The 14,938-nt window shown below is 52.5% G+C and carries 14 protein-coding genes and 1 pseudogene; 5 read left to right on the forward strand and 10 right to left on the reverse strand.

Translation table 11 applies throughout. From position 1 onward, the window contains the following. Positions 1 to 883 precede the first annotated feature (883 nt). On the reverse strand, positions 884 to 1,096 hold the full coding sequence (locus ACUHMQ_RS15710; RefSeq protein ID WP_445296409.1) for a hypothetical protein: 213 nt from the start codon (positions 1,094 to 1,096) through the stop codon (positions 884 to 886). A gap of 1,158 nt (positions 1,097 to 2,254) precedes the next feature. Here ACUHMQ_RS15710 and ACUHMQ_RS15715 point away from each other — a divergent pair. Continuing rightward, positions 2,255 to 2,839: an outer membrane beta-barrel protein gene (locus tag ACUHMQ_RS15715; RefSeq protein ID WP_445296410.1), complete on the forward strand. Its 585-nt coding sequence runs from the start codon at positions 2,255 to 2,257 to the stop codon at positions 2,837 to 2,839. 307 nt (positions 2,840 to 3,146) lie between these two features. After that, complete coding sequence (locus tag ACUHMQ_RS21615) at positions 3,147 to 3,263, forward strand: helix-turn-helix domain-containing protein (protein ID WP_510182279.1); 117 nt, start codon at positions 3,147 to 3,149, stop codon at positions 3,261 to 3,263. A 111-nt stretch (positions 3,264 to 3,374) separates the two neighbouring features. Here ACUHMQ_RS21615 and ACUHMQ_RS15720 read toward each other — a convergent pair whose 3' ends face one another. The 4 genes from ACUHMQ_RS15720 to pdxR all read right to left on the reverse strand — a co-directional run bounded on the left by ACUHMQ_RS15720 (position 3,375) and on the right by pdxR (position 7,953). Next, positions 3,375 to 3,515 (reverse strand): transposase, encoded by a 141-nt coding sequence (locus tag ACUHMQ_RS15720; RefSeq protein WP_445296433.1) that lies wholly within the window; start codon positions 3,513 to 3,515, stop codon positions 3,375 to 3,377. A 183-nt stretch (positions 3,516 to 3,698) separates the two neighbouring features. Further along, on the reverse strand, positions 3,699 to 5,519 hold the full coding sequence (locus ACUHMQ_RS15725; protein ID WP_445296411.1) for a TonB family protein: 1,821 nt from the start codon (positions 5,517 to 5,519) through the stop codon (positions 3,699 to 3,701). Positions 5,520 to 5,987: 468 nt separating this feature from the next. Beyond that, the gene (locus ACUHMQ_RS15730) at positions 5,988 to 6,320 is read right to left on the reverse strand and encodes a hypothetical protein (RefSeq protein WP_445296412.1); all 333 of its coding nucleotides are present in this window, start codon (positions 6,318 to 6,320) and stop codon (positions 5,988 to 5,990) included. Positions 6,321 to 6,480: 160 nt separating this feature from the next. Beyond that, complete coding sequence (pdxR, locus tag ACUHMQ_RS15735; RefSeq protein ID WP_445296413.1) at positions 6,481 to 7,953, reverse strand: MocR-like pyridoxine biosynthesis transcription factor PdxR; 1,473 nt, start codon at positions 7,951 to 7,953, stop codon at positions 6,481 to 6,483. 87 nt (positions 7,954 to 8,040) lie between these two features. Here pdxR and ACUHMQ_RS15740 point away from each other — a divergent pair, with 87 nt between their 5' ends. Continuing rightward, on the forward strand, positions 8,041 to 8,499 hold the full coding sequence (locus tag ACUHMQ_RS15740) for a rhodanese-like domain-containing protein (protein ID WP_445296414.1): 459 nt from the start codon (positions 8,041 to 8,043) through the stop codon (positions 8,497 to 8,499). 388 nt (positions 8,500 to 8,887) lie between these two features. Here the strand turns inward: ACUHMQ_RS15740 and ACUHMQ_RS15745 are convergent, their stop codons facing one another. The 5 genes and pseudogenes from ACUHMQ_RS15745 to ACUHMQ_RS15765 all read right to left on the reverse strand — a co-directional run. Continuing rightward, on the reverse strand, positions 8,888 to 9,439 hold the full coding sequence (locus ACUHMQ_RS15745) for a hypothetical protein (RefSeq protein ID WP_445296415.1): 552 nt from the start codon (positions 9,437 to 9,439) through the stop codon (positions 8,888 to 8,890). Positions 9,440 to 10,123: 684 nt separating this feature from the next. Next, positions 10,124 to 10,354, reverse strand: coding sequence for a hypothetical protein (locus ACUHMQ_RS15750; RefSeq protein ID WP_445296416.1), 231 nt, complete (start codon positions 10,352 to 10,354; stop codon positions 10,124 to 10,126). 322 nt (positions 10,355 to 10,676) lie between these two features. Then, complete coding sequence (locus tag ACUHMQ_RS15755; RefSeq protein ID WP_445296417.1) at positions 10,677 to 10,829, reverse strand: hypothetical protein; 153 nt, start codon at positions 10,827 to 10,829, stop codon at positions 10,677 to 10,679. Between the two features lie 12 nt (positions 10,830 to 10,841). Further along, on the reverse strand, positions 10,842 to 11,108 hold the full coding sequence (locus tag ACUHMQ_RS15760; RefSeq protein WP_445296418.1) for a hypothetical protein: 267 nt from the start codon (positions 11,106 to 11,108) through the stop codon (positions 10,842 to 10,844). A gap of 202 nt (positions 11,109 to 11,310) precedes the next feature. Beyond that, positions 11,311 to 11,579, reverse strand: a pseudogene (locus ACUHMQ_RS15765) (hypothetical protein); the annotation flags it as partial. Between the two features lie 257 nt (positions 11,580 to 11,836). Here ACUHMQ_RS15765 and ACUHMQ_RS15770 point away from each other — a divergent pair. Both ACUHMQ_RS15770 and ACUHMQ_RS15775 read left to right on the forward strand, forming a co-directional pair. Further along, the gene (locus tag ACUHMQ_RS15770) at positions 11,837 to 12,691 is read left to right on the forward strand and encodes a PEP-CTERM sorting domain-containing protein (RefSeq protein WP_445296419.1); all 855 of its coding nucleotides are present in this window, start codon (positions 11,837 to 11,839) and stop codon (positions 12,689 to 12,691) included. A gap of 456 nt (positions 12,692 to 13,147) precedes the next feature. Continuing rightward, positions 13,148 to 14,848 carry a cation:proton antiporter domain-containing protein gene (locus ACUHMQ_RS15775; RefSeq protein WP_445296420.1) on the forward strand — a complete coding sequence of 567 codons (1,701 nt, stop codon included), beginning with the start codon at positions 13,148 to 13,150 and terminating at the stop codon, positions 14,846 to 14,848. Positions 14,849 to 14,938 lie beyond the last annotated feature (90 nt).

Here is a 14,938-nt window from a genome sequence, read left to right on the forward strand (position 1 = left end):
CTTTTACAACCGCCAACGACGCCACTCTCGGCTAGGTAATTTGGCACCGGCGGTGTTTGCAGAAAAATTCAGCAGGCAATTGGTCTGCATTTGAAGTGGGTGTGTCTACGGTTGTCAGGACAGGTCAGTTTGAACAGTCTCTGATGAGATCTGCCCGCCATGCCACTGCATCTCAGAAACACGCTCCAGGAAAAGCAAATTAACTAACTTGCTTGGTTTGGAATCTTCGGCCGTCCCTGCTTGGCCCACTTATTTCGGCCAAAGTTAGCAGGAAACCGCCATTCGTTTGCGCTAGATCAAGGTCAGCCCATCGTGATCGCGCCAAAATGGTTCTTGCGCTAACAACAACCTGCTCCACCATCGGCCGCAAGCAATTGTCAGCAAAGTGAAGCACGGCACCTCTCTAAACAGCTGATCAATCATAAAGAATCAAATGATGCAGAACTTGAATGCCACTGAAACTGCACAAGTCAGTGGAGGATCTTTCCATGTACATACCACTGTCTTGTTCGTGCAGAAGATAAGGCGCAACCACAACAAGAGTAAGGCCGACGTACAACAACCATTACTTTCTAAGTCAACAATTGAAGCCACTACAGAAAAGTAACTATTCCAGAACTGGGCATTGCTGATATTGAACAAGACAGCGGAGGACATCGAGTAAATTAAGTATCAGCAACTCTCTAGAAGCGCAAAAACTCAATTGCGATGTCTATAGCCGTACTCTCAACTCTTGCCTCCGCTGCTACTCAGATCGTCATTGTGGTGGCGGCATCGCTGGGGTAGTCCCTGCGCTTACCAAGGTAGCGCAAGCCGTTGTGTCGCTAGCCGCTATCTTGATCACGACAGGGGTTTTCTGATCTGCGCCACTTGATATGCGCTTTTACCTAAATTGCTCGGAAGATACATCGTATCTCGTGTGAGTCACCATGTCTGGGGGCAAGGCGATGGCGGCGCCAGGAAAGGCAGCGATACTCCATTCTGAGGTAGAGAGGACCAAGTCCATCCCCGGAAAACCATCAGCTGCACCGAATCCGGTATCGCTGAACATGCCACCAGCAACACGATCGACATCCATCAAGCCTAGTTCTTCCATTTTGTGCTCCTGTATTACGCTTCTTGCCGCGGTGACTAAGTTAAGTTGCTGAAGTCGTTGTAACGAATGTGGCATTCGGACAAGAAAGATTGAGTTTTTGCGTTATGTCCGTCAGTGCCCACTGTTTCAGCTCATTGGGTAGTTCTGACTGTCCTATGGTCTTTACGACTTCGCTACATAACGCGCCCATTATTCTCTCGTAAGAAGACGTTCCGCCGCCGACTTGATCAATTTGCTGGTGGTTAAGTATTTGCATTGCATCCCTTTTCGTTTTCTCTGTTTGTTCAGGCAACATCAACAGTGGTCTATTGACGGGGCGCGAGTGTAGGTGTGGGGAATTGCAGGCTTCAATGGGTCATCTGTCCCGGTACGTTGTCAGCAATCCTGTTGTGAGTAGTATTCATACAAGCGCAGCACGCGGAAACATTGGGTCATAAGGGGCAGCATGGGATTTTCCCTAGCCTCCGCCAGATTCCTCGTGAGCGAGGCTGCGCCACCTGGCGGCATGACCAGGCTCATAGCAAAGTGCGGGACCGCAAACTGGTATCAGGTAATCGTTCCCTGATCCAGCGCGGGCTATCTGTCCATTTGGCTGAATGAAAGCAAGACAGCGATGTCGTAAGGGAGGTACGAAGGAGCCTGGACCGACAGTATCGTTAGGTCCGTCTGGGCATCGACAACTCGCCCCTGCAAATTCGTCTCATCAAGGAGATGGATAACCGGTGGGGTACTCCCTGCATTGTTGAAGCAAATGTGGGACGTACCACTGGCCAGCGTGGAAGGAGATGGGGCTTACTATGAGACCATTACTGGGCGATAACGCGTAGCGCTGTCAAGCGAATGACTTATTGTATTGGGTAGATTATACGATTAGTTAATCAAGACCTACCTAGGCCCATAATATTTCGTAGCGAATTATTACTAGTTCGAATTTGGTTACTCAGCATGGATGTTAACGTTAGAACTTTAATAGATTTCTTTTTGTTAAACTGTATCGCAGCGACAACTGTGTTGACAACAATGTCTATTCTGGCTTGCAAGCTTCTTATTCATTGAACTAACTTTAGTCGAGTAAAGATAAATAGGTACTACACTCAGTTAATTTTCTAGATATTAACTGAGTGTAGTGAAGTCAAAACCCATTCATATGGAATGAAAGTGAAAAAACATTACTTCTTACTCGTGATCGCTGGAACGCTATCTATGCCAGTTTTTGCTGAAAGTGCATATATAGGTGCTGAAGTTGGTCGTACCAACTTGAAAGAAAGTGACACTAGTGGTGTTACTGATAATTTCAAAGGGCATGCAACTAACTTTGGTGTGTTTGGTGGCTATCAATTTCACCCAAATGCCGCTATCGAAGTGGGTTATCGTGACTTAGGAAAAATAAAGGATACTGCAGCATTAACTAGTAATGGGGTTACAGTCACAGCGAACGGCACTGCTAAACCGCAAGCATTGCATGCTTCATTATTGGGGATTTTTCCTGTAAGTAATGAATTTAGTATGTATGTCCGTTTCGGTGCGGCAAGAATGAAAGTAAAAGAAGATTTTAACTACACTATATTGGGTGTTAATGCATCATCCTCTGAGACAACCAAGAAAACTAAAGGTATGTTCGGCTTGGGTGCACGATACGCGGTTAGCAAGGAGTTTGGATTACGTGCCGAGTATACGCAATTTAGTAAAGTTTCAGATTTCAAGATCTCTAGTTTCACCGTTGGTGGAGATTATCTTTTCTAATTCTCACTTCAGTGTGTAGGATTAGAATATATTGCCTTGTGCTATTAGAAGATTCCTTGGAATTAGGATTACAAGGAGGGACTTAAATTGCGATGTTTGCATGGCACAAGGCTGTTTTATCTGTAGGGAAAATCGCTGTAAATCACTTTAAGTAGTATTTGAGTTAGGCAGCGAAGCTGCGCCAGCTTGCTTTGGCTGGTGTGTTCCCGTCTGCGGGCGCTGTACGGGCTGAGCTGGGTGGCGAACAGGTATAATCCGCCACCGTCCTAGTCGGTCTGATAGCAGCAACGACATGGCCAAGTAAGTGATGAGCTCATTCAGTGGGCGCAATGCTGCTGAAGTGGCACACAAGCTGGGTATTGGGCGGGCGACAGTATATAGGGCGTTAAAAATGTTGAAGAGCGATGTAAAGAATTACATCTAGTGTAAACAAATTGATGAAAAGTCGGCGTTATCGAGCATCGAGTCGGCCCGCAGTCGTTGAGGGGGCTGTTCTCTTGCGCCAGGACCTTGAGCCGCTGCGCCTCGGCAACGGTTATCCCTGCATACTTGCTCTCCAGTTGTACCAAGTGGCTACTGAGATGCTGTGTTTGTGGCACAGCTCGGCGGGCTTCATGCCGGCCTCGCCTCCCTTGAGGAGGCCGATGATCTGCGCTGCTATGAATCGTTTCCTAATTTACTAGCAATTGTTTATGTGGCAATCATAAATTCTCTAGATACTTTGATTGTGAACGGATTTTTGCTGTTTAGATTGAGCCGATGTGTTCTGGTTGATTACTTTTAATGGAGCGCCGGTGTTGGGAGCAACGCGGATACGGTGTTTCAGGTGACGTGGTGATACGGCAGGATGGCTGGGGTATTAGTACACTAGGCTGGCTGTGCCATCGGTGAAGTTCCAGTTACGGGTGATTTCCACCTGGTCGTAGCGTTCCCGCATGCCGGGTGGGAAGGGAGAGAATGGAGCGCTTGCTTCGACGATGCGTTTGGCGACTTCATCAAGTTTCTTGTCGCCGCTACTCTGGCGGACATAGACCGAGGCCAGCGTGCCGTCGCTATTGATAGCGACGGTTACCTGCAGTGGGCTGTAGAAGCCGTCCTTTGGCAAGCTGGAACTGTACATAGCGCCAATCCGCTCCACTTTAAGCCGCCAGCTTTCACCGTAGAAACGGAATTCCACATCACTCGCCGCCGTGGCTCTGTTGAGCGCAGCAAAGCGCTTGCGTGGGCTAGGCTGGTTGTCGAACAACTTGCGCTGACGGGCTTGTTGCAAGGCGCGTTCGGCCAGCGACAAGCCTGCTGGCGGCGAGATGGGTAACGTCAGGCCAGCACCAGTGTTCTGGCTGGTGCCACCATGATTAATGCTGGATCGGTCGGTATTGTCGGTAGTGGGAGCATCGGCGATCCTTCGGGCTGCTTGTCGTTCCGCTGCAACTTCGGCCAGTTTGCGGGTTTGCTCGGTACGGACCTGTTCATCTGCTTTTTGCCTAGCCGCTTCGGCCATTAACCGTGCTTGCTCCTTGGCTTGTTCTGCGGCCCTTTGCTGTTCGGCAATTTTCTGTTCAGCTAACCGGCGGGCCTGCTCAGCCCTGGCGATTTCTTCCACCTTTTGCCGGGCAGCAGCCTCGGCAGCGATACGGCTTTGCGCTGCCCTGGCCAGTGCTTCGGCTTTTTCCTGTTCAGCCTTTTGCACAGCAGCTTGCCTGCGCGCTTGTTCTTCCGCTGCTTGTTTGGCCGCTTCTGCTATTCGCCATGCTTGTTCTGCCGCCCATTGTTGTTCAGCGGCGCGCTGTTCCGCTAACTTCCGGGCCTGTTCTGCCCTAGCGATTTCTTCCGCCTCTTGCTGGGTAGCGGCCTCGGCAGCGATACGGCGTTGCGCTGCTCTGGCCAATGTCTCGGTTTTTTCCTGTTCAACCTTTTGCGCAGCGGCTTGCCTACGCGCTTGCTCTTCCGCTGCTTGTTTGGCAGCTTTGGCTCGTCGCTGTTCTTGGGCTTGTTCCGTAATTTTTTGTGGGTCGGCCGCCTGTTGGGTCTGGACTTGTACCGCCGTTGTGATGGTTTCTTCCACTTTTTGTGGTGTTACCTCGTCGGCAACTCGAATCTGTTCTGCTCTGGCTTCGCTTTTTTGTTTCGCTGCTGTGGCTATCTCTTGAAGCGCTTTCTCAGGATCTGCAGCACTGTGGGTCTGCTCAACGCTGTTTGTATCGGGCTCAATGAGCAAGGGACTGGTTAATGTGGCTAGGTCGGGTTGGCTACTGTCGTCGGCGAGTACGTCTACATTCGCACTGCCGGTGGCGGCATCGGCCAGCTGCGTTGGTATTTGGGTCCGGTCATTGATGGAGATTTCCCACTGGCTTTGCTGTACTGTCAGCACCGGTACGTGGGTTCTCATTCGTATCGCCTTGTGCGCTATCGATGCGGACGCTAGGCCTAATTCAGTGGTGGCGCTTGGCACCGTCTGTGGCGCGAGCGTAATGGTGAGTGCATCCAGCGGCTGCAGCGTATGGGCTATGGGCTCGACCTTGGGTGAAAAACTATCGGCTGGCTGGGATTGAGACACCTGATTGGCCAGGGTGACAGTGAGCGGCTCCGGTTTCAAAGCCTGCTTTGCGGGTCCATTGCCGCCGGGTACGTCAAACTGAATGGCAATGATGAAGGCGTGCAGCAGTACGCTGAGCAGCATCGCCCAATCGAGTGGTTCAGCAAATTTCCGTCGGTGGTGGGGACGTACAGGCATCTCAGCAAGGTTAACCAGTTAAACACCACCGCCATGATTCCGAGCCTGAAAGCCATTGCCACTTCTTGATGTTCCAAGCCCATCCCTGAAGCATTTTCAGACGATCCAGGCCAATTAACTGTCCATGGTTCAAGCATTGAATGGGCAGTCTCTGCCACAGCGTCAGCGCTGGGGCCGCTTTGCGAGCCGTAATCTGTATAAACCAGGCATTTGGAAACGGAAAGCTGGATAGAAAGAACGGTGTTCACGCCTGCGTTGAATACCGTCTTGGCCAACGCCTAGTGCAGCACATCACACAATGAAGGATTTGCCTACGGTATCGGCCGAATTGATAGGGCGGGTGTGACGGTCGAGGATAAAACACAAGAGGCGCAGACATTGCGCCTCTTGGCTATTGTGCCGCGTGCTTCATTGTTAAGCGCCACGATGTGCTTTTGGCGATGGCGGCACGAAGCCTCTGATTTTCAGCCAGTATTCGTCATATACATCAGCGTCGATATCCACTGCGACATTGGTTTTGTAAAGGCGATCCTGGCCGTCCTTTCGAGGACCAGAGATCCAATAGCACTCACCTGTTTCAATATCAAAGTAGTTTGCCTTCAAGCCCATTCCTTTCAAGCTCTGAAAGGATCTACCCGCGTAATACACGGTGGCCCCTGTCTTCGAGAACGTAACTCGCCCTATACGAGCCGGACCCATGAGTCCTTCGGACTTTGACTCGATATACATAATGCGACTTTTCTTCATACTTATCTTCTAGCAGTGTCTAACAAATAAATTAAGCAGGGACATTGATGGTAACGCAGTCGGCCTGTGAGTACCCTTAGGCCAATACCTAACTGATTGGTTCACAAAGGTATTGAGGAACACCCGTTCTCAACCCTTAACACTTGGCCTTTAACGTACCTCAGGCAGTGAACGGTAGGTCGGTGCGAAGTGTCTGCAATCGTTGTACGCCAGCCCGAATTTCATCTGCGCTGAGGGCGGCAAAGCCCAGTAGCCAGCCGTCTCGGCCGGGAGGCATCAGATAGAGCGACTGCAGGCTGGGTGTGGCGACACCTGCAATGCGGGCTTGGCGGGTCAGCTGGGTCTCACTGCCGGGTGGCAGTGCCACCATGACTTGTAAGCCACCCGGGCTGGGATGAACGCGTAGCAGATGGGGTAGTTTGGCGGTGATCTCCTCCAGCAGGAGATCGCGGCGGCTGCGATAGAGCTGGCGCATATAACGCAGGTGGGTGGCGAAATGGCCGCGGTTGATAAAGTCCGCCGTTACCGCCTGCATCAACTGGTTACTGTGGCCGTCATAGAGGGTGCGAACGGTCGTTGCCGGTTCGATTAGCGTGGACGGTAGCATGGCATAAGCAAGTCGCAGTGATGGGAACAACGCTTTAGAGAAAGTACCCAGGTAAATCACCCGGTCATGCCGATCCAGGCTTTGCATGGCGGGTTGAGGGCGACCGTCGTAGTGGAATTCGCTGTCGTAGTCATCTTCGATAATCCAGCAGTGCTGCTTCCGGGCGATCTCCAGCAAAGCCAGCCGACGTGACAGACTAAGCGCGCAGCCAGTGGGGTACTGGTGTGAGGGGGTAAGGTAGATCAGACGGGGCGATGGTAGATCTTCGCTGGGGCACATACCTTCGTGATCAACCGGTACGGGTACCAGCTTCGCACCAGTAGCTGCCAGGGCGGTACGAGCGCCCCGATAAGCCGGTTCTTCCATCCAGACCACATCGCCTTCATCCAGCAGCAGATTGCCCAATAAATGCAGGGCCTGCTGCGAACTGGTCAACACCAGTACCTGGTCGGCGCTACCACGAACATCGCGTGCTTGATGCAGATAGGCAGCGATAGCCACGCGTAGGGGCGCATAGCCTTGTGGATCACCATAGCCTGCCAGACTTGCAGCATGGTGGCGCAAACGGGTGTTGCATAACTGGCGCCAGGTGTCGTGCGGAAATAGGCGCAGATCGGGACTACCGGCAGCAAAAGCAAGTGGCGTGATCGGATCGTGGCAGTCACCACCCCGTACCAACTGGTGGCCACGTTGCGATAAGGCGGCCAGTGCAGTGGTCCGTAGAGGTGGCTCGACTTCGGCTGCTCGGGCGAACCGTGCCGCTACAAAGCTGCCCTGGCCGACCCGCCGTGCCAGATAACCCTCGGCTTCCAATTGGCCATAGGCGGCTTCCACTGTGACGCGTGAAATACCGAGGTCCGCCGCCAGCGTGCGGGTGGCAGGTAGTCGTTCCGAATACGCCACCGTACCAGAACGAATTGCTTCGCGCAGGGCAGTACACAGCTGAGCGCGTAAGGGAAGTGGGTTGCTTTGGGCTGCCTGAAAAAGATTCAGCCACAAACCGGGTTGCGTGCTATTGGTGGACATTGGTCTGGTCAATATCGATAAATTGGCTTTACTTATACAACCAAATTGGCGCCAGACTATACCTACCCATTGAACGAGGCCTTTACCATGCAGCAAACAACTTCTGTCGTACTACAGATACCCGCGCCTCTCCCTGCGGATAGCGCAGCCTATATGCAAGCCAAGTTGGCCTATCACACCGATGCATGGGATGTGGCGGCGGACCTCAAAGCGGGCGTGGACGAGATAGTCGTGGTCGATACACGGGCGCATAGCCATTACTTGGCTGGCCACATTCCGGGTGCAATCAGTTTTCCCCATCGCACCATGGATGCGCAAAGCACCGCCGGATTGGATCGTGACAAGACCTACGTGACTTACTGTGATGGCATAGGCTGTAACGGTTCGACCCAGGGCGCGTACAAGCTGGCAGCGCTGGGCTTCAAGGTAAAGGAAATGCTGGGCGGGGTGGATTTCTGGCTGCGCGACGGCCATCCACTGGCCAATGGTGAAGCAGCTGGGCGGCTGGTGCCCGACCTGCCCCCATCATCTTGTGGTTGTGCCTGAACATAGCGGGTGCACTTTTCAACCGGCCGGCAGTGGTAAACGAGATCGCCGGCTCGGTTCATATTTATTTGGCGCTAAACATCAGGCTTTGCGCTACAGGCTGCCATCGTGACCTATGCCCCACAGGAGAGCTGGCCCACCCTGGCTGGGTGGGAATCTGAGCGGGATGGCTCGGAAATGAAGGCTGGCATGCTCGTGTTTTCGCGGCCGGCATCGCTACATTGCAGAATATCCGCAGCACAGGTACTGAGCTGCAAGCAAAACCATGAGCTTGGTACATGACGTTTGCCGAGCATGATTTGGTGCAGCGCCAAAAAAACGGTTTGATGCGGCATTTCTGCCTATGCCTGCCCGTTTACAGCGATAGAGCGTTTGCCTATGGCCTACTTCAGATGGTCACTTCTATTTGCTCTGATTGCATCGTCAACGCGCTGATCACCATCGTCCGTGCAGTTTCTGCCCACATATTGCCAATGACATTGAGCACATTGGTCGTGGAGTCAGCGGCATACAGACCATGCAGCATCATGGACTTTTCCACAGGTAAAGCGGACGCTTGTGCCTCGGAGGGTGCATCCAGCGAGAACGTAACAACAAAGGACAGGCCATCAAGCAGCAAATCCATCGCATAGTGCTGACGCAGCTTATCTGCGATAGCGGGTACATAACGCAAACATCGCCCGGATTTTGCGATCAAGGCCAAGCCTCGCTCAATCTGCGGGATCGTACCGACAGCGTGATACTCCGCTACCAATGGATCGGATTGGACGGATGACAATTTCTCTAATGCCCGTTGGGCATCCAGGATTTCCTCCAATCCTTGCTTACCACATTCCCAAAGCACTTTGAGGTTTTCTGGTTTGCCTTGTAGGCGGGTTGCTGCAGGACGCAGACGATCGCCATCGAATCCTGGTGTAGCAGGACAATGTGAAACGTACATCGATTTACCTATCAATTCCCGAAATATAAGTTATCCCCCCGCCAAGGGGGTGCTTCTGGCCCCCGCCAAGGGGCTGACTACTGGGTGTTCATTAAACAAGGCGCGCATCCTATATACCGAAAATTATTCAGTCAATCAGGGGCTTACCCTCACAAAGTACAAATACTGTCTTGCAAGTGTAAGGCGTGGAAACAACCAATGTGAAACGAGGGGGGCCAGCACGAGGAAAACGGACGGGATTTGAAGGTAAAAAAAGGGGAAAAGCCCCAACCCACAACATTGGCGTGCAGTGGGCTGGCTACTTCAGGTGAAGCACTTGATTTCGGGATTTCCACTGACAGTGCTTTGGCGCGCGATCTGTCGGTCTCTACAGGCTAATTACTTGCCCGTGCTTACTGGTGTCAGTAAGCGGCACACTTGTTCTACGTTTTTCGGTAAGCAATGACCGCAGATTCTAACCCAATACTTGCCGTACCGCCCAAATTTTTATCTCATTGGCATACGGTCGCCAGCAATTGAGCGATGTTATAAACTTGCGTGAGTCAAACAGATTGGCAAACAAAATCAAGCAGATAACGGGCTTGCTAGCCCGTATTCTCATGGCAAAAACAGCGGTGGAAAACTCGATCCGCTCCGAGGGAAGCTCAGCACGGCAAAAAGGCGCATTTACAGCGCCTCTTATACCTATACAGGCTGTAACAAGGTGTAGCGCTCCCCCGTTTCCAAACCTTCGAACAACTTCGGTCCAAGCTTCTTCAGCAGCTCACCTTTAACAATCATGTAGCGCTGCTTACTAGGGCGCTCGACCGCAGGCCCATCTTCCGGCTTGTGGGTCACCATTGTGGTGATTTCTACCAGTATGTGTTCAGTATTATCAGTATCTATAACCGGCATTTCTCTTTCAACTTCACGCATTTCCAATATCCTTCCTTAACACTTCTCCAAACAGTATCGCTAACTCTCTTGCAAGGATTAAAGCCTTTGCAAGGTACGGTGAAGTATCTATGAATACGTCATAAACTTGTTTGCCGTATGTCAACTGAAATCATCCGAATGGCGGTTTGGTGGTAACACCTGGACGATATACGAACAGCATATCGAGGTGCGTGGAGGTCGCTCTATCCTTGGATAGTCCTTCCAGCTGACTTTGTATCCCCGCAGCCAACTGGGCAGCGTTGTGCATAACAACTTCGAGTACCGCGTCAGTAATGTACTTGGCAATACGTAGGTGATCTCACTAGGTGTTTAGTCCCACAGTGTGCTGGAACGGATCAATCCTGAAGCGTTGTGGTTCGGTTGCCCAGATATTGTCGATGTATTCATAGGGAGTGAAACCCTTCAAGGTCTTCAAGCGACGAGCAAAGTTGTACGCCATCAGGAACGTCTGCAAATGGGATTTCTGCTAATCATGCAATTGATAGTGGTAATGCTTGACCGTCGCCTCCTTGATCGTCCGATTCATGCGTTCGACCTGCCCATTGGTCCAAGGATGGCAGACCTTGGTTAGCTGATGTTCGATGTGGTGGGCTCGGCAGAGGCGATCAAACGAAATCACCCAGTAGCCTTCTGTGCCTTGCCGCTTGGCAAACTGAATGCCGTTGTCTGTCAGGATCGTATGAAGGGTGTAAGGCACAGTGGCAATCAAGCCAGATAGGAAATCCCTTGCCACCAGGCGTGTTGCCCGGGGATGAAGCTCAGCGTAGGCTGTGGGACTAAACACCTAGGGAGAGGGTCATCAATCATCTGAGTCACACGACAGCTGCAGCAAGGTTGATCGCTTCAAGGAAATTACAAACAATCTGTCTTGTCGTAACGTGTCGCAATCACCGCTGTAGCCGGCGCGCCCCTCGAGTAAGATGTCCTCCCTCCCGATCGGGCACCAGCCCTGGTGTAAGGTGAAAACTCGTTGGGTTACCCAAGCCATCAACTGTGGCGTGAATCTTGGTATTCAGCCCACCTCGACTGTGCCCAATGGCTTATTGCGCCGTACCCCCTTTTGCTCGTCCCGCCAAGGGATGCCAGCACCATAGCGATAGAGTACAGCATTGACGAACAAGCGGTTGTCCTTGGCAGTTACGCCGGGTTGTCCCTGACACCCAAGGAGTAGATCCTTGATAACAAGCTCTATGGTTGATGATATACCCTAGTTGTATTTAGCCCCTGTTAAAATTGACTAGCACCCCACACCAGCAGGCAGCTTGGGGGGCCTATCTGTCGGAATACTTTACACCTATCTGTAAAGTTATCGACAAATCCTCCACAAACCCAAATATAAACAAGTAATTACCTAAGTGGCACAGGCATTGCTTAATGTGGTGACATGTCGCTCCCCTGGCCAAAAGCCACCTGGGGCTCGACATAACTAGATACTCACTGCAGGTTCACGGGAGGATAGCGATGCAATTCAAGCAGCTCGTCTTAGCACTCAGTCTGGCTGGCGTCGCAATGATCGGATCAAACGCCCATGCACTGACGATCCAGGATGCATGGACACTAAGCGCCGTCGGCACAACCACCACACACGTGGGCCACCTGGGACTGAATGGCGGTGTGACAACCGTTTCACAACAAGTAAACGCCAGCGGATCGCCATTCGTGGGGGCGCTGTTTCAGGAATACGGCAGCATCTTCTCGCTCAACTACGTGAAGGAAAACGCAGTTGGCCTGGGTGACTTTGGCTTCCCGCAAACCTATGCACAACCATTGGATGGCTTCCGGTTTGTATTTACCGGCTTGTCCGGCTCGGTATCCTCTTACAACGCGGTAACTGGCGCAGTCAACTACACCTTCGCTCCCGGCGTTGGCTCGATTATGTTGCAGGCGACAGCCAATAATGGCTCGACCTGGATCGATATGGCCAAACTGTCAATGCGTGGCCCTTCGGGCGGGGACTTGGCCAACTTCAAAGGCAAGAGCCAGACATTAGGCCAGTCCACCATATTCGTTCAGTTCGATTCCTTCATGAACGGGTTTGGCATTGATCTGGATGGTCCAGGTCTGGGCTACAGCTCGCCGACCGATCTGTTCATGCAATTACAGACCACCAACAAGATTTCCAACCCCTTCAAGTTCTCTGGCGCATGTACATTTGATACCCGCCTGCTCTGCGCAACCGGTAAGGTCACCAGCGATGGCAGCGCGGACTTGTTCAATGCCGCAACATTAAGGGTGCCGGAACCCAACCCGGTTGCACTGATCGCGCTTGGGCTTGTAGGCGTTGGCCTAATAAACCGTCGCCGTGCTATCAAATAGTTGCTATAGGCGGCACGCCTCGCAATAGTGTTTCTCTTCAAATCAAAACAGCCACCTCAAATAGGTGGCTGTTTTGATTGGTACAGCTCGTTTCCTTCACACCCATACCGGTTTCCACGCTTTACCCATGAACAGCTGCGTAGTACAAACAAGCGGCAAGCTTTCAGTACCAATTCAATGTCTCGTGAACTTGAGTAAGACACAAGAAAAACACCCGAGAAAGCAGAATTTTCATAAGGTAGATACAAACTCCAAAGGGGCAACGCCGTATTGCCGCTGCGCAGCAAACAATTACAGGCTTTCATGGAATTCAGCTGTTTACTGGATGTCATAAAGCCACTGTTTTTACAACTATTCAACCTGCGGCAATATCCATTGCTGTGTAGTTATCCACGGTCATCGCCGTCCCAGTTGGCTTGCAAAAGCCCATAACCCAATCAATAAGGGAGACGATCCATGCCCCACAGCGTTGAGCTGATCACCACCATTGCGGCCGCACTCGGCCTTTCGCTCATCTTTGGCTTTCTAGCGGCCAAGCTCAGATTACCCCCACTGGTCGGGTACCTGTTAGCCGGTATCTGCATCGGCCCGGCCACCCCAGGTTTTGTCGCCAATGTCGGTCTTGCCGGGCAACTGGCTGAAATCGGCGTGATGCTGCTGATGTTTGGCGTAGGCCTGCATTTTTCGTTGGGTGATCTGCTCTCAGTAAAACGCATTGCCCTGCCAGGAGCACTGGTGCAGATTCTCGTTGCAACCTTGCTCGGTATGGGTGTCGCACACTTCTGGGGATGGTCGCTAGGTGGTGCGTTGGTATTTGGTCTTTCTCTATCGGTCGCAAGCACGGTAGTGCTGTTACGTGCGCTGGAAGACCGCGGCGTGTTGGACTCGGTCAATGGCAAGATCGCCGTCGGCTGGCTCGTGGTCGAAGACTTGGCGATGGTGCTTGTACTTGTGTTGCTGCCCCCGCTTTCCGGCTGGTTAGGCGGTAAAGCCGCAGCCAATGCGGGCGATACCTCTTTGTGGATCACGCTGGCCAGCACGTTGGGGCAAGTCGCCGCCTTTGTGGCGTTGATGCTGGTCGTCGGTAAGCGCGTCTTTCCCTGGATCTTGCTGCAGGCATCACGCACCGGCTCACGCGAACTATTCACCCTATGCATCATCGCGGCCGCAGTAGGTATTGCCTATGGTTCCGCCCACTTGTTCGGCGTGTCCTTTGCGCTTGGCGCCTTCTTTGCCGGCATGGTGATGCGCGAATCACCACTGAGCCACCGCGCAGCCGAGGAATCGCTGCCGTTACGCGATGCGTTCTCGGTACTGTTTTTCGTTTCGGTCGGCATGTTGTTCGACCCCCGCATCCTGCTCGATCAACCATTACAGGTGCTGGCTGTTGTCGCCATCATCATCTTCGGTAAATCGCTGGCGGCATTTCTGTTGGTTATCGCCTTCCGCTACCCACTCAATACCGCACTTACCGTCTCGGCTAGCCTGGCACAGATCGGTGAGTTCTCCTTCATTCTCATCGGCCTTGGCATGAGCCTGGGCCTCGTATCATCGGAAATACAGAGCCTCGTATTGGCTGGCGCATTGATCTCGATTGCGCTGAACCCGCTGGTATTTCATGCCATCGAACCCATCCAACGCTGGATACGTGCGCGCAACAATCTCGCACAACTGCTGGAGCGGCCCGATGACCCACTGGCTGAACTGCCCACGACTGTCGATCAGAAACTCCTGACCGGTCAGGTGGTGCTCGTCGGCTACGGCAGGGTTGGGCGGCGTATCGCCCAAGTATTGGGTGAGTCAGGCTTCTCGTTTGTGGTTGCCGAGCAAAACCGCGAAATTGTCGAGCGCCTGCGCGATGAAGGCATACCTGCCGTATCCGGCGATGCGGCAGAGCCGGCTGTATTGATCCAGGCCCATATCGCCCGGGCTGGCATACTCGTCATCGCCATCCCAAACCCGCTGCATGTGCGCCAGATTATCGAGGTCGCCCAATTGCTCAATCCTGCGGTGGCGATATTCGTACGCAGCCATAGTGATGTAGAGGCCGAATACTTGCGGAATCTGCGCAATGTCGAGGTGTTGATCAGCGAAGAGGTGCTTGCCGCCAGCATGAGCCAACGGGTATTGACACATGCTCAGCAACAACCCCATTAGACTAGGATTACCGCTAGCAGGCAGCGTCTGTATACAGCTACCCTGCTAGAGGTCAACAGCCTCTACACCATCGCATGCCGGAAAGGATAA

The sequence above is a fragment of the Chitinimonas violaceus genome, assembly GCF_052601015.1.